This is a genomic window from Pseudoflavonifractor sp. AF19-9AC (assembly GCF_003478995.1).
In the GTDB taxonomy this organism is placed as follows: domain Bacteria; phylum Bacillota; class Clostridia; order Oscillospirales; family Oscillospiraceae; genus Lawsonibacter.
The window spans coordinates 197,871-214,329 of record NZ_QUGI01000001.1 but is presented as its reverse complement, the minus strand read 5'-3'; the positions used below and the strand labels follow the sequence as shown (position 1 = coordinate 214,329).

The 16,459-nt window shown below is 51.4% G+C and carries 18 protein-coding genes; 8 read left to right on the top strand and 10 right to left on the bottom strand.

What is annotated here, in order from left to right; genetic code table 11:
• Positions 1 to 119 precede the first annotated feature (119 nt).
• The 5 genes from DWX58_RS01040 to DWX58_RS01020 all read right to left on the bottom strand — a co-directional run bounded on the left by DWX58_RS01040 (position 120) and on the right by DWX58_RS01020 (position 4,409).
• Complete coding sequence (locus DWX58_RS01040) at positions 120 to 380, bottom strand: HPr family phosphocarrier protein (RefSeq protein ID WP_118641023.1); 261 nt, start codon at positions 378 to 380, stop codon at positions 120 to 122.
• The gene (gene ptsP, locus DWX58_RS01035; RefSeq protein WP_118641021.1) at positions 377 to 1,999 is read right to left on the bottom strand and encodes a phosphoenolpyruvate--protein phosphotransferase; all 1,623 of its coding nucleotides are present in this window, start codon (positions 1,997 to 1,999) and stop codon (positions 377 to 379) included. The genes DWX58_RS01040 and ptsP overlap by 4 nt, the downstream gene beginning before the upstream one ends.
• Positions 2,000 to 2,031: 32 nt before the next feature.
• The gene (locus DWX58_RS01030; protein ID WP_118641019.1) at positions 2,032 to 2,520 is read right to left on the bottom strand and encodes a PTS glucose transporter subunit IIA; all 489 of its coding nucleotides are present in this window, start codon (positions 2,518 to 2,520) and stop codon (positions 2,032 to 2,034) included.
• 26 nt (positions 2,521 to 2,546) lie between these two features.
• Complete coding sequence (locus tag DWX58_RS01025) at positions 2,547 to 3,383, bottom strand: PRD domain-containing protein (protein ID WP_118641017.1); 837 nt, start codon at positions 3,381 to 3,383, stop codon at positions 2,547 to 2,549.
• Positions 3,384 to 3,653: 270 nt separating this feature from the next.
• Positions 3,654 to 4,409, bottom strand: coding sequence for a copper homeostasis protein CutC (locus DWX58_RS01020; RefSeq protein WP_243093203.1), 756 nt, complete (start codon positions 4,407 to 4,409; stop codon positions 3,654 to 3,656).
• Positions 4,410 to 4,542: 133 nt separating this feature from the next.
• Here DWX58_RS01020 and DWX58_RS01015 point away from each other — a divergent pair, with 133 nt between their 5' ends.
• Both DWX58_RS01015 and DWX58_RS01010 read left to right on the top strand, forming a co-directional pair.
• Positions 4,543 to 4,788, top strand: coding sequence for a hypothetical protein (locus tag DWX58_RS01015; RefSeq protein ID WP_118641013.1), 246 nt, complete (start codon positions 4,543 to 4,545; stop codon positions 4,786 to 4,788).
• 284 nt (positions 4,789 to 5,072) lie between these two features.
• Entirely contained in the window at positions 5,073 to 5,330 is a 258-nt protein-coding gene (locus tag DWX58_RS01010; RefSeq protein ID WP_118641011.1) for an alpha/beta-type small acid-soluble spore protein, read from the top strand.
• A 395-nt stretch (positions 5,331 to 5,725) separates the two neighbouring features.
• On the opposite strand, the gene DWX58_RS01005 is transcribed toward DWX58_RS01010, so the two are convergent.
• Together DWX58_RS01005 and DWX58_RS01000 are read right to left on the bottom strand one after the other, a co-directional pair.
• Positions 5,726 to 6,280, bottom strand: coding sequence for a hypothetical protein (locus tag DWX58_RS01005; RefSeq protein WP_118641009.1), 555 nt, complete (start codon positions 6,278 to 6,280; stop codon positions 5,726 to 5,728).
• 108 nt (positions 6,281 to 6,388) lie between these two features.
• Entirely contained in the window at positions 6,389 to 6,622 is a 234-nt protein-coding gene (locus DWX58_RS01000; protein WP_118641007.1) for a hypothetical protein, read from the bottom strand.
• Between the two features lie 1,551 nt (positions 6,623 to 8,173).
• Here DWX58_RS01000 and DWX58_RS00995 point away from each other — a divergent pair.
• The 3 genes from DWX58_RS00995 to DWX58_RS00985 all read left to right on the top strand — a co-directional run bounded on the left by DWX58_RS00995 (position 8,174) and on the right by DWX58_RS00985 (position 11,383).
• Positions 8,174 to 9,493 (top strand): ATP-binding protein, encoded by a 1,320-nt coding sequence (locus DWX58_RS00995; protein WP_118641005.1) that lies wholly within the window; start codon positions 8,174 to 8,176, stop codon positions 9,491 to 9,493.
• A gap of 530 nt (positions 9,494 to 10,023) precedes the next feature.
• Positions 10,024 to 10,995 carry a MobV family relaxase gene (gene mobV / locus DWX58_RS00990; RefSeq protein WP_118641003.1) on the top strand — a complete coding sequence of 324 codons (972 nt, stop codon included), beginning with the start codon at positions 10,024 to 10,026 and terminating at the stop codon, positions 10,993 to 10,995.
• Positions 10,996 to 11,008: 13 nt separating this feature from the next.
• A complete protein-coding gene (locus DWX58_RS00985) occupies positions 11,009 to 11,383 on the top strand; it encodes a hypothetical protein (protein WP_118641001.1) in 375 nt (124 codons plus the stop codon).
• 8 nt (positions 11,384 to 11,391) lie between these two features.
• Here DWX58_RS00985 and DWX58_RS00980 read toward each other — a convergent pair whose 3' ends face one another.
• Positions 11,392 to 11,685, bottom strand: a complete 294-nt coding sequence (locus DWX58_RS00980) for a DUF6809 family protein (protein ID WP_118640999.1) — start codon at positions 11,683 to 11,685, stop codon at positions 11,392 to 11,394.
• Between the two features lie 148 nt (positions 11,686 to 11,833).
• Here DWX58_RS00980 and DWX58_RS00975 point away from each other — a divergent pair, with 148 nt between their 5' ends.
• Together DWX58_RS00975 and DWX58_RS00970 are read left to right on the top strand one after the other, a co-directional pair.
• Positions 11,834 to 12,112 (top strand): hypothetical protein, encoded by a 279-nt coding sequence (locus tag DWX58_RS00975; RefSeq protein WP_243093202.1) that lies wholly within the window; start codon positions 11,834 to 11,836, stop codon positions 12,110 to 12,112.
• Positions 12,112 to 14,733 carry an N-6 DNA methylase gene (locus DWX58_RS00970; protein WP_118640997.1) on the top strand — a complete coding sequence of 874 codons (2,622 nt, stop codon included), beginning with the start codon at positions 12,112 to 12,114 and terminating at the stop codon, positions 14,731 to 14,733. Before DWX58_RS00975 ends, DWX58_RS00970 begins: the two co-directional genes overlap by 1 nt.
• 24 nt (positions 14,734 to 14,757) lie before the next feature.
• Here DWX58_RS00970 and DWX58_RS00965 read toward each other — a convergent pair whose 3' ends face one another.
• The gene (locus tag DWX58_RS00965; RefSeq protein ID WP_118640995.1) at positions 14,758 to 15,468 is read right to left on the bottom strand and encodes a hypothetical protein; all 711 of its coding nucleotides are present in this window, start codon (positions 15,466 to 15,468) and stop codon (positions 14,758 to 14,760) included.
• Between the two features lie 99 nt (positions 15,469 to 15,567).
• The gene (locus DWX58_RS00960; protein ID WP_118640993.1) at positions 15,568 to 16,062 is read right to left on the bottom strand and encodes a sigma factor-like helix-turn-helix DNA-binding protein; all 495 of its coding nucleotides are present in this window, start codon (positions 16,060 to 16,062) and stop codon (positions 15,568 to 15,570) included.
• 112 nt (positions 16,063 to 16,174) lie between these two features.
• Here DWX58_RS00960 and DWX58_RS00955 point away from each other — a divergent pair, with 112 nt between their 5' ends.
• Positions 16,175 to 16,405: a helix-turn-helix domain-containing protein gene (locus DWX58_RS00955; protein ID WP_118640991.1), complete on the top strand. Its 231-nt coding sequence runs from the start codon at positions 16,175 to 16,177 to the stop codon at positions 16,403 to 16,405.
• The last annotated feature ends 54 nt before the right edge of the window (positions 16,406 to 16,459 follow it).

Here is a 16,459-nt window from a genome sequence, read left to right as displayed (position 1 = left end):
TTACGGGAACGTCCGGAATACCCCCCTGAACACTGACATAGAGAATATTCCTTCCGTTCTGATGTATGGACCGCCGCCCACAGCGGTCCAAGAGTCCCAAAAGAATGGAGAAAGCAAACTTACAGGTTGGCCTTCAGGAATTCCTCCAGAGCGGCCGCGGCCTTGTCCTCCTCGCCGCCGGAAATGGTCAGGGTCAGGGTGTTGCCGCCCTTGGCCCCCAGCTGCATGACGCCCATAATGCGCTTGGCGTCCACAGTCTTGTCGTTGGCCGTGATCTTGATGTCACAGTCCTTCCACGCCATGGCAGCCTTGGCCAGATGGCCGGCGGGCCGGGCGTGAAGTCCCAGAGGATCCTGAATCACATAGGAAATTGTCTTCATTTCGGAGATACCTCACTTTCACAAACTTTTTTCCGCAATTCCAGCACACGGGTGGGCGAGACAGACAGCTCGTCGTAGCCCATGTCCAGGAAGGTTTCGGTCATGGTGAGATCGCCACCCAGCTCTCCGCAGATGCCGCACCAGATACCGGCCTTGTGGGCGTTCTCCGCCACCAGGCGCAGAAGCCGCAGCAGCGCGGGGTGATAGGGGTCGTAGAACCCGTCCAGAGAGGGGTTCTGCCGGTCCACCGCCAGGGTGTACTGGGTCAAATCGTTGGTGCCCACGCTGAAGAAGTCCACCTCGGCAGCCAGCTGCTCGCTGACCAGGGCGGCGGCGGGGGTCTCGATCATAATGCCGTGCTCCACCTCGCCCATGGGGATGCCCTCCTTGGCCATCTCGTCCCGGATGGTCTGGCACATCTCCTTGACCTTGCGCACCTCCCACACGGAGGCGATCATGGGGAACATGACGCTCACGGGGCCCAGGGCGCTGGCCCGGTAGATGGCCCGCATCTGGGTGCGGAACACCTCGGGGCGGCGGATGCAGATGCGGATACCCCGCAGACCAAGGGCAGGATTCTCCTCCTTGTCCAGCTGGAAATAGTCCGCCTGCTTGTCGGCGCCGATGTCCAGGGTGCGGATAACCACCCGGCGGCCCTGAAGGCCCTCCACCACCTTGCGGTAGGCGTTATAGAGCTCATCCTCGGTGGGATAGCTGTCCCGGCCCAGGTAGAGGAACTCGCTGCGCAGAAGGCCCACGCCCTCGGCGTCGCCCTTAAGCACGTGCTCCACGTCGGAGGGGTTGCCGATGTTGGCGAAGAGCTTCACCTTCTGACCGCCCCGGGTAATGCTCTCTTTGCCCCGGTAGGCCTCCAGTTGGCGCTGGTGCTCGTCGGCGGTGTGCTTCTTCTCCTGCATCAGCCGGACCACTTCCTCGTCCGGGTCAATATAGTACCGGCCATCAAAGCCGTCCACAATCATGGGATGGCCGTCCACGCCGTCGTCCAGATTGATCTGGGTCTTCACCAGAGAGGGAATTCCCATGATCCGGGCCAGGATGGCGGTGTGGCTGTTGGAGGAACCCTGGCGGGTGACAAAGGCCAGGATCTTGTCCTTGGGCATCTGCACCGTCTCGGAGGGGGTCAGGTCCTCGGCGATGAGGATGCCCGGCTCCTCCATGGCAAAGCCCACCTTGCCGCCGCACAGGATGGTCACCACGCGGCTGGACACGTCCCGCACGTCCACCGCACGGGCCTGCATATAGGCGTCGTCCATGGCGGCGAAGGCGGCGGAGAAGGTGTCTCCCGTCTCCTTCACAGCCTCAGCGGCGCTGGCGCCGTTCTGAATCATAGCCGCAATGCTGTCCAGATAGTCCTGGTCGTCCATCATCATCATCTGCACGTCCAGGATCATGGCCTGCTCCTCGCCCAGACGCTCAGCGGTCTCCTCCATGAGGGACTGCAGCTGCTCCAGGGCGGTCTGCTTGGCGGTTTCAAATTTCTGCTGCTCCACCGCCGCGTCGCCGCAGGAGGCGGGCAGGGTGGCCAGCCCCTTCTTGTACACATAGGCCCGGCCAATGGCAATGCCGGAAAATACCGGCCGTCCGTTGCCGACAATCATGATTCCGATGCTCCCTTCCAGATCTGCTGCACTTATTTGCTCAACGTGAGGACCGTGTCGCCGGCCTTCACCGCTCCGGTGTGGCACTCCACCTGGGCAAAGCTGTCCGAATTGCAGATGACGATGGGAGTGATGGTGTCATACCCGTCGGCGGCAATGGCATCCCGATCAAAGGAGATGAGCAGCTGGCCCTTCTTGACCTGATCACCGTTGGCGGCGTGGGTGGTGTAATGCTTCCCCTTCAGAGACACAGTCTCCAGGCCGATGTGGATGAGCACCTCAGCGCCCTGGCTGCTGGTGAGGCTGACGGCGTGACCGGTGTCGAACATCATCTCCACGGTGCCGTCACAGGGGGCTACCACCTCGTTGCCGGTGGGCCGGATGGCGATGCCCTTGCCCAGAATCTCCTCGCTGAAGGTGGGGTCGTTCACCTCAGTAACAGGAACGGCCTCTCCCGCCACAGGGGCGGCAATCTCAATCTTCTCTTCTTGCTTTCCAAACAGCTTGTCAAAAAATCCCATATGCTTGAGTCCTCTTTTCTTAAACATTAAGCCCGGTGAATCCGGTGCAGATTTACGGTCAAATAGGCCAGCTGTTCCGGCGTCAGCTTCCTGCCGCTGGCCTGTTCCAAAGGCTGGGTGACAATGCCCGCCAGACGATAGTCATCCGGGAACGCTCTGGAAATGAGCTGGGCAAACTGGCTCTCCCGGAGCGTCTGGCACTGGGGAGAAAACTGGTCCAGCGCCAGGAACTTCAGGTGAACAATCAGCTCGTCAAAATAGAGGGAGCTTCGATCCATCTGGAAGGCCGGATGATGCTCCAGCACATGGAGCATCTCCCCCAGCGCCTGGGTTACCTGCATGGTGATACCCAGGGAATTTTCGTACTCCGCGTTCAGCAGGTGCAGGGCAATGGAGGCCGCCTCATCCTCGGGCAGCTCCACCTGGAACCGCCGCTGAATTTCCGCCAGAGCGTAACAGCCCACGGCGTACTCCTTGGGGTAAAAGAGCCGCACTTCGGTATGCAGGGCGTTGGTGAAGGACATGCCGTTCTGGATCCGCTGGATAGCAAAGCAGACGTGGTCGCTGAGCGTGTAGAAGATGCTCTCGTTCAGCTTCCGGTCCAGCGCCTTGGAGGCATACTCAATGAGTTCCGCACAGAAGGCCACCTGGTCGTGGGGAAGGCTGGCAAACAGGTTGCTCAGCCGCTCCATGTTGTCCCGACCGGTGATGCGGAACATCTTTTCCGCCTGCTCCCGCTCAATGGTCTGCCCGGCTTTGATTCCAAAGCCCAGCCCGCGTCCCATGGCGATATACTCACAGCCATGTTCATCCTGACAGCTAACCACATTGTTGTTAATGGTTTTCAGTACCTGAAAGCTCATTGACGCACTCCCCTCCCCGATGGCCGTTTCCAATTTCCCAGCAGGAAAAGAAAAAACCAGGCCTCACCGTTTACACCGCAAAGATACCCGCCGAGCAGTCCTCGGCAGGACATGGTGTATGTCGTGAGTCCCGGTTTTGCCCGCTTGCGCGGTAACAATCCAAGCTTCTGTCCAAATATTATAGAAAATTTAAAGGTATGTCAATGGATTTTCTGCGAAATAAATAATTCAGTTAGGTTCACAAATCGGCCGTTCATTTTTTGTTTACATTTACCTGGAAATCGGGTGTTTTTCCAGCTGATCCAGCACTCGTCTGGCATTTTTCACCTCCAGGGGGTCAGTATAGAAGCGCTCATACTCTCCCGCCAGAGGCAGACCCATGGGGACTCCGGCGCGCCGGAAGCGCATGGGGCTGTCCTCTCCCCGCCGCGCCGACATGTGAAACGCCCGCAGGCCCGTCCGCCGGGCCAGCTCCTCCAGATTGGTGCTCTTGACTCCGCTGCCCGCCAGAATGGTCACTCGTCCGGCGGCCTGCCGGTTCAAATCAGCCAGCAGCTCTGCACCCGCCGGGGCCGTGGCCGCCTGGCCGGAGGTAAGGATGGTGTCAAAGCCCAGTTTCACCGCGTCCTCCAGCCCCTCGGAGGCGTCCCGGCACAGATCAAAGGCCCGGTGGAGGGTCTTATGGAGGGGCCCGGCAGCGTCAATCAGCTGTGCCAGCAGTTCCCGGTCCAGCCGTCCATCGGGCTCCAGCGCCCCCAGCACTACGCCGTTAACCCCCATGTTCCGGCACTGCTCCACCTCCCGCAGCAGGATGTCCCGCTCCCATTGCGTGTAGCAGAAGTCCCCGAAGCGTGGCCGCAGCAGCACATTCACCGGAATGTCCAGCTTCTGTACCGCTTCAATTAAAAAGGGGCTGGGGCTCACGCCCCCCACCATGAGATCTCCGCACAGCTCCAGCCGGTCTGCCCCGTTCTCCGCCGCGCCCCGAGCCGACTCCACACTGTCCACGCAAATTTCCAGCAACATATTCTTTGCTCCTTCCCCACATTTCATCCCCTTTCCCCCGCACCTCGTTGCGGAAAGGAAAAAACTGTGGTATAGTCAACGTATCTTCTCCATCCCCGCCGAAAGGGCCTGTCCCTTTCAGAAAGGATTTGTTATGAAAGGTTTCTGTTTCCGCGCCATGGCCTGTGCCGTGCCCGCTCTGTTCATCCTGCCCGTCTTTGCCGAGGGCAGTTCTTCCTCCACACCGGTGGCAGAGGCCACCAGCTCTCCTTTGGTGGACATCCTGGCCCTTCTTCTGGCCGCCGTCATTTTGTGTGGGGTTGTTCTCCTCTTCTACCGCGTGCTGCGTCCCAAGTCCAAGGAGGACCCGCCCCAGAACCGCCGGCTGAAGCGCCGGTGAGGCACTCCACATTCAAAAAAGGCTTGGATCCGGGGTTCACTATACCATGTTCCTTCTCGGATCGTCAAGAAATCCAACTTCCTTAACGCCGTCCGTTTTTACACGGGCGGCGTTTTTTCTATTTATATGTTAAATAGGCCAGCCCGTCCTATCCCGACCATCCACTAGCAAAAACAGGCAGAACCATAGAAGTATAGAAACCGCTCCGCGGGCAAAGCTATGCTCGGATGTTCCATCCAACAAAAAAAGAAACATCAATCAAAACAATCAAAGGAGAGACGATTATGTCCAGCAATAAGAAGACTGTGGTTCCCAGCGCCCGCGATGCTATGAATCAGTTCAAGATGGAGGCCGCCAGCGAGGTGGGTGTCAACCTGAAGCAGGGCTATAACGGCGACCTGACCAGCAAGCAGGCCGGCTCCGTGGGCGGCCAGATGGTCAAGAAGATGAAACCCATACGAACGATGAACTACCAGCGGATCGACCGCACCGCTCCGGGACATATTCAGCCCATCCATTACATCTGTTCTATCAGCCTATGAGAGGAGAACCTGGTGCAGTCCGCATGGTAGTGTACTACTATTTCGGTTATATGGCCACTCTTTCCGAACGAACAATCCGAGGTAAAATAGGATTACACTGACTTCAAATGAATATTGACCTATACAAGTATCTGGAGCGTAAATTGCTGATTGTTATACTTCGATTTTATCTGGAATAACAAATTATAGCGCATATCAGAATCACCGTGCTTATTTGGGAATATCGCAACAGCATGAATGCCGGCAGAGAATAGGGCCTGCACGGCGGGGCGGCGCTTTTGCCGGAGGCAAAAATCTTGGCGCAGGGGTAATTTACTTGCCCCGAGCAGTTTAATTTCCAACAGTATCCATAAAAATAACCACACCGAAAGGTGTGGTTATTTTTATGGAACATCTTATTTAGATATATTAATGCTGGATATTATAGCCTGAACATCTGCATCTTCAAGACTTATCTTATCTCCGTTTTCAAGACAAATCATAAGCTGTATCTGCTCTGATCCTTCTTCTCCTGTCCAAAGGATTGCGACAGGAGTATCTAGGCTTTTTGCCGTGAATCCCTTCCAGGTATAGTTTCCGAGCGTAACGGGCTCAATATCTGCAGCTTCTTCATAAAAATCTTTCGAAGGCTCAAACGCCAGATTATCAAGTCCAAAATAACTTATCATAACATAAGGTGTTGTGAGTTGATCCCACTCACTTTCCGCGCCTTTACAGATTTGAATCACATTAGGATCATAACCTTCTTCATACTCATCAAAGTAATCTGTGCCGTGAAAGCCCATCCATCCGTCGGGAACAAGCGCACTGACATTTCCGTCTCCAAAGGTTTCCCCTGTAATATTCGCAGGATCAGTTGCAGAAGAGCCGCCAGAAGAGCCGCCAGAACATCCGGCGAGGATCGCTGTTAATAATACAACTGTAAATAAAAACATATTCATTTTTTTCATAGTAATTCCTCCTGTTCTGTTCCTATTTGCTTTTCTCAATTTTACTTCCCGACAGATAAAATTCCTTATTTTTGTCGAACCGGATCAGATTTTTTCAAAAGAACCATTTCATTCCGCTTCGTTACGGACATAAACCGTGAAATCGGTTCCGTCTCCCGGATATTCATACGGCTGGGTGCAGGCTTCGTCGAGATAGAGCGTACTCCACGGACAGTAATCATCGACAGCAAATTTCCAATTGGCGGGGATCTGGTAGATCTCGGTCGCATCTTTGTCGAGGAACTGGAGGGTCACTGTCCGCAACGCGCCCTGCCAGGCCGTGATCCTTTCCGGCAGTTCCACTTCTTATCCGTAATGGAAGGTGGTTATCGAAAGGGATTCGTCGTTGTCGTTCATCCGCTCAATGGTTTTCAGGACAAGGGTCTCGCTGTCTACGGTATAGACGATATCGACATCGTCGTAGTCAGCGTCTTCGATGTAGAAGACTGTTTCGCCGCCGCCGGTGCTTCCGCCACCTCCAGCAGCGCTCCAGCGGCCTGGTGGATGCGGATGGCCGCGTCCACATGGTCATAGTCCGGTTCATAGCACAGAGGCCGGGGGCATCCCGCGCCTTGGCCATCAGTCCCTGAGCCAACGATGCCCGCCGCATGACCAGGAGCACCGTTTTCAGTGTTTCCACCTCCTTGCATATTCTGGATGACAGTTCAACATAGCATCTTTTTTCTCTTTGCACCCTACCCGCAGCGGGTAGTTTTTCTGTTTATCCAGGTATTTGATCCCTGTTTACATTGTAGCGTCTTTTCCTCCCCCGTGCCCTACCCGCAGCGGGTAGTCTTTTGCTTTCATGGGAGCATTTGCAGCAAAAGTTTCCTCATGCACCTGCATAAAGGGCAGGCCTGCCAAGTCCCTGTTCAAGCTAAGTGTTGATGAAAAAAGTCGTCGGTCTCACTAAATAGTAGTCCCTGACTTGAAAGCAGCCATGAGCAGCAGGTATTTTCCCAATGCTCATGGCTGATTCTCTTTCTTGTATTATTTGCACACATTTAACTAGGTATTTTTGTATTTTTAGTCAAAGTTTTTATCTTGAAGAAAAGAAGAGGAGAAATACCCTCTACACAGTCCTAAATGCGTTAGATCATTAACTTTGTGCCCTGGGCAGTGTCTTAAATTGACCTACATCCTGTCTGTATTAGGAGGTAAAACTTCGGTAATCCGAGGTGAGTACATTCCTTTGGAGGACATACACATGTTAAACTGCAAGACAGGTGAGGACTTTGAGAAAAATGGCGCTTTCCATTAGATAAACAAAAATTCCAGCAATATCAAGGAGTTGCGAGGTCAAGCAAAGAAATGACCGACACAATTTCGAGTCAGCCTCGTTACGACCACTTCGATACATCTCCATATTCTGTTTTACCGCCGGAGCAAAAAAGCGTGCTTTAGATAACTGTGAACATCCTGTTAGCGTTTTGGATTTTTCAGGCTTTTCCTGAAACCTGTAATCCCTTGATGCACAGGACTTTGCGGTTTTTCATCGCACCTTCATAAGTAACGATTTCGAGTCCTTGGAAGCGGGTGTCTTTTGGAGCATTTTGAGCGCTTCCCTGCGCCCTTCAGAACGCCGGAAACCCTTGATTTTACTGGAGTTTCCGGCGTTTTTACTGTCGGCACAAGGCTTTGGGAATTTTTTCCGTCAAAGCAGATTTTCCGGAAAAGTGTGAGCATTCTGTTAGCGTTTTGTGAGCGCAAACCGTGTTGACTCTGTATGGAGCCCATTTCTGGGAGTGTCGGAATCAGAGCAAAAATATTATTTTTTGAGAAAGTTTGTGCTATCGGTAGCACAAACTTGATTTTTTTCTGCCTTTATGCTACACTCCAACCAGAGGTGATACGATGCTGAAAAGCGGAAGTGAACTGCGCCGCCGTGATCTTTATTTGAATCGACTGATCGCGTTTCAGGATACCGAGCCGGTCAAGATCATCACAGGCATCCGGCGCTGTGGAAAATCCAGTCTGATGAAACTTATGGTCCTTCATCTGCGTCAGAACGGAGTAAGCGATGATCAGATCATCGAGATGAATTTTGAATCCATGGACTTCCGCCGAATGACCGCGGAGGAATTGTACCGGTATGTGAAGGAACGGCTGCCGGAGAAAAAGCGTGCCTACCTGTTTTTTGACGAGATCCAGCGCATCGACCAGTGGCAGGATGCGGTAAATTCCTTCCGGGTGGATTTTGACTGCGACATCTATGTGACCGGCTCCAATGCGTATCTTCTGTCCTCCGAGTATGCCACCTACCTGGCTGGACGAAGCGTGGAAATCAAGGTACTTCCTCTCTCTTTCCGGGAGTTTCTGGACTTTCATGGCTATGTAGTTAGGGAGAGCAAAAGCCCCACCGGAGGAATGCGGAAGCGGATCTATGATACCGATGGTGAAAGTTATGAGCCGCAAGAACTGCTGGATGCTTATCTGCGCTTTGGCGGGATGCCGGGCATCGCAGATGTGGGGCTGGATACCGATAAAGCGCTGGCCCTGCTGGACGGGATCTATTCCACGGTGGTGGTGCGGGATATTCTGGAACGGGAGCGCCGCCGTGGTCAACGGCAGATCACAGATCCAGATTTGCTGCGGAAGATCATCATGTTCCTGGCTGACAATATTGGCAACAGCACCTCCATCACATCCATCAGTAATACCCTCGTAAACGAAAAGCTGCTGGACCAAAGCCGTAAGGGAAATCCCTCTGTTCACACCATTCAGGCCTATGTAGGCGCACTGCTGGAGTCTTATATCTTTTACGAGATCAAGCGCTTCGATATCAAGGGTAAGGAGTATCTACGCACCCTGGGCAAATATTATATTGTGGACATCGGTCTGCGCAACTATCTGTTGGGTTTCCGGGACCTGGATACCGGACACATCATCGAGAACATCGTTTACTTTGAATTGCTCCGCCGGGGATACGATGTGTCCATCGGCAAGGTGGACAACAAGGAAGTGGATTTTATTGCTGCCAATGCGGAACAGAAACGGTATATCCAAGTGACCGAGTCCATGAATGAGCCAACCACCCGCGAGCGGGAATTGGCTCCTCTGCGCATGATCCGGGACAACTACGAGAAGATTGTGATTGCCGGAAACTGCAATCACCCCATAACCGAAGACGGTATCAAGATCATTAGACTGACAGACTTTCTTTTAGATACCTGACGGGAGTACCCAGACACTCTTACAGGTACTCACAACAAATTGCATCCCATGTATGACAGCGTCTGCGAGAAATCGCAGGCGCTGTTTTCGTTTCTGCAATAACCTCCGCCCTTCGTCCCTTGTCCGCCCGCAGGCGCGTTTTTGCCGCCCAGGAGGGGTACACCCCTACCCCCGATGAAGGGCGGCAAAAACGGCGGCAAAGGGGCGCAGGCTTGCGGGCCAGTCAAGGCCCGTTTCCAGCGCAGCCGAAGCCGCAAAACGGGGTCCCGGGGTGTCCCCGGGCGCACGCCTTGCAGCCCCCACGGGGCGGCAAGGTATAGTGCGTTATACCGCCCTGACAACCGCACGCGAAAATGCCCGGCCCGCCTTGTAGGGGCCGGGCATTTCTCGTGGGCGGGGAAACCGCCGCCACGCCAGCCTGCTGGGTTCAGCAGCAGTTTCCATGCGGCGGGTTCCACATGGCAGGGCGGTATGTGAAAAAGCCCTCGTCCACCGCAGACCCATCATTTCAACGAAAGGAGTTTTGTGTGATGCCTTACGCCATTATGCGCTTTGAGAAACGAAAAGGCGGACCGGCCTCCGCCATCGAGAAACACCACGAACGGAAAAAGGAGCGGTACGCCAGCAACCCGGATGTAGACACCGACCGCTCCCATCTCAACTACCATCTCATCCAGCCACAGCACAAATACTACGCTGAGATCCAATCCCGCATCGAGCGTGCCCAGCGGGAGAACCCCAAGTGCAAGGTGCGCAAGGACAGCGTGAAGTTCATCGACACCATCGTCACAGCCACACCGGAGTATCTGGATCGCCTGCCACCAGAGCAGGTACGCCGCTACTTTGAACGGGCACTGGACTTTTTCAAGACAGAGGTTGGAGAAGCGAACATCTTTTCCGCCGTGGTCCACATGGATGAGCGCAACCCACATATGCACCTGTGCTTTGTTCCGCTAACGAAAGACAACCGGCTGTCCGCAAAGGAGGTGATTGGAGGGCGGGACAAGCTGGTGGAGTGGCAGGACAAATTCCACGACCACATGGCGGCGGAGTTTCCGGAACTGGAACGGGGTCAGTCCGCCGCCGTCACCAGACGGAAACACATTCCCACCTGGCTCTACAAACAGTCCCACCAGCTCACCGACGAAATGAAACAGATCCGCACTGAGCTGGAGCAGATCGGGACGCTGAATGCCAAACGGCAGAGAGAAAAAATTCTGAAGCTGCTGGAGCAGTGGTATCCCCAGGTCAACGCCTTTGAAGCAAAACTAAAACCCTACGATGACCAGATCCGGATTTTGAAGCAGAACGCATTGAGCGACCGGCGAGATGCAGAGCGGGCCAGGTGGGAGCAGCATCAGGAGCACCAGGAGAAGATGTCTCTCATCTATGAGCTGCAGGAGTGTCAGGATTTCATTGACTCCATCCCCCAGGATCTGCGGGAGCAGCTGAAGGAGCGCTATGAGGCGCAGTTAGAGCAGGAACAGCAATTCAGATATTGAGGAGGTAATCAACATGCGTAATCAGTACACATCCACATTTGAGAAGGATCATCCCTGTCGGGCACAGATCATCCGCTGCAAAGCGGACCGGGACGCTGCGCCAATGAATGACTACCGCTATCCGGAGGAGAGCGGTTCCTTCACCGGGACACTAACTTTCCGCTGCTGGCACAGGAGCAAGCCCATGCTCCTGTGCTTTTTTGATGCGGATGACGGCCGCAAGATCAAGCTGTCCGTCTGGTGGCAGAGCTGGGGTGTGAATTACTCTCCATCGAAAACCCTGATCAACTTTGCCGACGAGGTATTTGACGGTTCCCGTTGGCATTGTACCTACCGGAAGAAGTCCAACCGTTATATCCGCTGGGAGAGGGCTGAGCAGCTGGACTGACCAGATGATTAGAGAAGAGCGTCCGGGCCGAGATCATCCTCCGGCTCCGGGCGCTCTTCCATGTAGTGATTCAGTTCGTTTACCATTTCCCACGCCAGACGGAAGCCACAGATGAAGCTGTCCACGGAGCGTTGCTCTATCATCAGATTCTGGGCGTCGATGATCCGCAGCACCAGTTTACGCTCCGGCTTGTCCAGCCGTTCAATGAGCTGCCGGTGGCAGGTTTCCACTTCCTGTTCAGATTCCGCCATGGGCAGAGGGATATAGAATCTGTCGTACAGCAATCTCAGCGTTTCGTTCATGTGCCTCGCCTCCTTGTAGCAAGACACAATACCATAGGTTAGGGGAAATATCCACTATATAATATTTTTCTTGCAATTTTGCAAATTGTTTGTTACTATTCAACCATGGAAACCATGGTGACCATGGTTTTGACCAAGATGATTTAAAATGGAGATGACCGTTCAGATGAAAACATTTCATCCGATTAGATCAACTTTCGTTGATGCAAGTGCACCGCATCCTGCAAATACTCAGTACAGGGTTTCTGTAGGAAATGAGTTTTTTGAAAATGTGCCGCAAACCGTTGTGGTAGTTCAAATGGTATACAACGGCAAAGTCGAAGGGCGAAAAAGTCCAGCTTTCCCAGCCAACTCCGATGATTTTTTTCGAGTGAGTAAAGCCGCTAATGAGCTCATTGGCTCGTTAGAACAGGGGAGGGATCAGTAATGAGTGAAGAGCTTCGCCAGACAATTCCGCAAAGTATCGGCAAGTACACATATTTGAAATTGGGTGAAACGACCATTAAGCAATTGATGGAAAACGATCTTATTCCTAAGCGTTCCTATAAGGGGCTCTTGAGGAAAAAGCCGGATGGCATTGTTTTCTTCCAAAAGTCAGTTAAGGCAGTAGTAGAATATAAGGCCCCAGAGAAACTTCGTAGCGAAACAGATGTACGCAAGGCGATAGAGCAAGAACTGGATGTTGCAAAGGCGCTTTGTAAGATACTTATAGTAACTGATGGTCTGCATACGTATTGGATCAATGCCTTAAATGGTCAAGAGATTCTTGATACAAAAGGTAATGTGATTAACACCACATTTGATGCTCTAAATGTCAAAAATGTCAACATTCTTGAATACCTAATTGAAGAAATTGACCTTTCTATTGACGAAAGTAATTCTTGTATTCGAAGCTATCAAAATGTTGATCCGACACCGCTGGCCAACAAATTGTGGCAAACAATTTGGGCAGCAACCGGAAAATCACCTGTTAAATGCCTTTACAATGTGGTAGAATTGTTCATTTTCAAATTCCTCAGCGATCTTCGTGTTTTGCCACAAGATGTTTCGTTTGAAAATGTATACGAAAAATCCTTGGTCAGTCCAGAGGACGCCTTAGACTATTATGCACGTAATACTCGTGTCAAAATAAAACGGCTTTTCCCTAAAGGTGCCGATGGTACAACCATCGTAAACGGCACAATTTTTGTTGATGAGAACGGGAATGCAAATTTGTCCCAGAGCTATCTTTTTGCATATTCTCTTAAGCACCTGCAAGATTATAGCGAGGAATTCGGTAGCCTTACAAAAATCAGCAAACAATTTAAAACAAAACTGTATGAAAGTTTCTTGAAACAAGAAGTTGAAGCCCTGGGGCAATATTTTACACCTCGTGTTATTGTTCAAGCTGTTATCAGGATGGCAGGCCTTGATGATCCAACATTTTCTTTCAGGGGAAAGCGTATTTGCGATCCTTTCTGCGGTGTTGGCGGTTTTTTAATGGAACTTATTAACCTAAATGAAAATGTGATGGATGCCTTTAGGCCAGATGCTTCTGGACATATACATGAAGGTTTTGTGCTAAACGGGTTTGATAAGGGATTTGAAAAAGATGATGAGCGCACAATTATCATGGCAAAAGCCAATATGCTTATCTACTTGGCAGAAATCTTATTTCAGAATCCTAATTGCACTGAAGAGTTTGCGGCTCTATTTAATCGGTCATTTACTTTGTTTAAAGATAACCTTGGTTCTTTTGGTTACGTAGAGCCTTTCACTAATCCTGAAAAGCAATATGATTATATTCTGAGCAATCCGCCCTATGTTATCAGTGGAACAAAGATAATCAAAGATGAGCTTCGCAAAACAGCAAAGACTAAAAACAAGTATGAAGTCAATGCAGTTGGCCTTGAAAGCTTGGGATTAGAGTGGATTATCAATTCACTTAAGCCAGGCGGAAAAACCTTCGTTATAATTCCCGATGGTATTTTGGGCAGAATCGTCACAAGTTCAAAAAATCTTCGTAAATATATCTTAAAACAATGCTATTTAGATGCAATTGTTTCTCTTCCTGTTAGAGCATTTTTTGCCAATTATGAGCACACTTATATAATCGCCCTAACCAAAAAGGAAAATCCTGCACTTCAACAAAACTTCCCAGTATTTACATATTTAATTTCAAATATCGGAGAACGCTTGACAAGCGTGCGGCGAGAGCCAATAGATGACAATGACTTGCCGGAAATGGTGCGGCTGTTCAAAATCTATAGTGCTGCACGGACGATGAGCAAAGAAATGCTCGAACGCGTATCAAAGCGATGCAAAATATTTGATATCCAGATGTTCAGAGATAGTGACCACTGGGTAATTGATCGCTGGTGGACGGAAGAGGAGAAAATTGAAATTGGGTTATCGGCGGCACCGCAGGCTGTGAGTAAATCCGAAATGGATCGTGCAATTTCCAAATTTCAAGCTGCGCTGAGTAGTTATGAAGACTTTGCGGAGATGATAGAAAAGAGTATTTCTAACTTCAAACGTGTGCAACTTGGGAACAAAAAGCTCTTTAAGTTGCATATTGGAAAGCGCGTGCTGAAAAAGAATTTAGTTAAGCAAAACGAAACAGGTGCAATTCCTGTCTTTAGTGCTAACGCAATTGAACCGTTCGGATATATTCCGGATAAAGGACGCTCTCCAAGCGAGTACAATAGTGTTTTGTGGGGAATTGATGGAAACTTTAATTTTAGTACGATTCCTAAGGGGAGGAAGTATGTCACAACAGACCATTGTGGTGTGATTGACATTCTCACTGATGACATTATTCCTGATTATCTGTTATTTGCATTGTACGAGGAAAAGCGTAACAATGACTTTGATAGGTCATTCCGTGCATCCTTGACCAATATCAAAAAATTCCAAATTCGTATTCCCATAAAAGAAGACGGGACATTTGATATTGAAGAGCAAAATAGAATCGCTGCAGACTACCGTGAACTCTGCAAGCGTAAGGAACGTTTAGACGAGGCAAAAGCAGAAATGGATAACTTGCTTTCGCATTACACGAAATTATAAGTGACAATCCCTTGGCAACATTTATTAAGTTGCCAAGGGATTGTCATTATTTTTTGTGCGCTCTCGGAATACCTTCACATTATAGTAATTTCTGCACTTAGTCCCGCAGAATTCGCTCTTTGCGTGGGTGTTGTAGTACACCTTCCCGCAGTTTTTGCAGACCTTCAGAGGCACCAACTCCGCAGAGATCATGGAAGCATAGGCAAATCGGATCACGGATTCCAAACTGCGGACCTCCCACACCAACTGAGGATTTGGGCCGCTGGTCAGCCGATAGCTCAGAAGGCCGGACAGATCCATAACCTTTGGATTGGGTGTAGGCACCAATTCGCCCTGCACGGTAAGGAAGTGCTGATACAGCATCACAAAGCTGCTCTGGAAGAATGATACATCTTCACCATATTCCCAGCTGTTCAACGGGCGGTAACACGGGGGTACATTGGGGTCTTCCGTGGACCCTTCCCCCTTCTCGGCATTCAGGCCCAAGAGCCCGTAGCGGGCCGCAAAAGCGGAACACAGGCGGTTTTTGTCCGGTGCTCCCATGTGCAACTGCCGCCCCAGTTCCAGAGCGTCCGCCACCAGAGGGCCCGGCTGCTCTGCGCAGTTGTAGGTGAGGTCAGTTGCACCCTCCGCAGGGATCAAATATTCCCCGCCCCACTGGTGCGGCTTGATGTGATAGGCCGACCACCGCGTCCACAGGACATTCAGACTGGGAAACATTGGTTTGAAGTCCATAGCACTTCCTCCGTTGTAATACTTGTAATCAATATATCATCTTTCGTTTTGGGGTGCAAGCAAGCACCCCGTTTTCTTTTTGTTAAGGTGTAAGTACGATCAGATATCTTCTGGTTTCCGCTGGCCGGTGACCAGAAAGCGGATCTTCTCCAGCGCCTTCTGCCGCTGCTTGGTGATGTTCCGGGTGGTACACCCCATCTGTTTGGCAATATTCTTGGTTGGGATGCCAAAGACGATATTCAACCTCAAAATCTCCTGCTGCTGGGGCGTCAGCTCCCGCATGGCCCCGCTGACGGGGTACTCCGCCACCAGATTGGGCAGATCCCCCGCCTCCTGTGAAAAGATGATGTCCAGCCAGTCATCCTCTTCATACAGCTTCAGACTTTCGGGAATCTGATAGCGGCCATCTGCACTGATTCCTCCGTTCAAACAGGATAGATCAAAATCATCCCTGCGATCCTCGTGCCTGCGGTCATTGTTTTTGTCGTAGTCATCCAGTGCCTGCACCACTCCGGCCCAATCTTCCTGCTGGGCCAACGCCTGTAATCGCTGCTCCAACCGCTCTTCCTTCAGGTCCCACATGGTCTTCTTCAAGTTTCTCACCTCCCTGGTTCCGTTTTTGACCGTCTCACCGTCTATATAATAGGCGGTGTAATTTATGTAATTATTATAATCAATTACAAAATAAAGTCAAGGGGGTGTGACCATGACCAGAGAAGAAAAAGGAGCGACCCGTTACCGGGCCATGTTCCGACATTATCCAGATGCCCTGACCCCGGCCCAGGTACAGGAGATGCTGGGGATCGGCAGACGGATGGTCTACGGACTGCTGCGCAGGGGAGAGATCCAGAGTGTCCGCATGGGACGGCTGTACCGTATACCCAAGATCGCGGTCATTGACTATCTCTGCGCAGTAGATCAGGCAGAAAAGACTTGAAAACAGCGTCCGCTCAAGGTAACATCACAAGACCTTGAATGGACGCTGTTGATT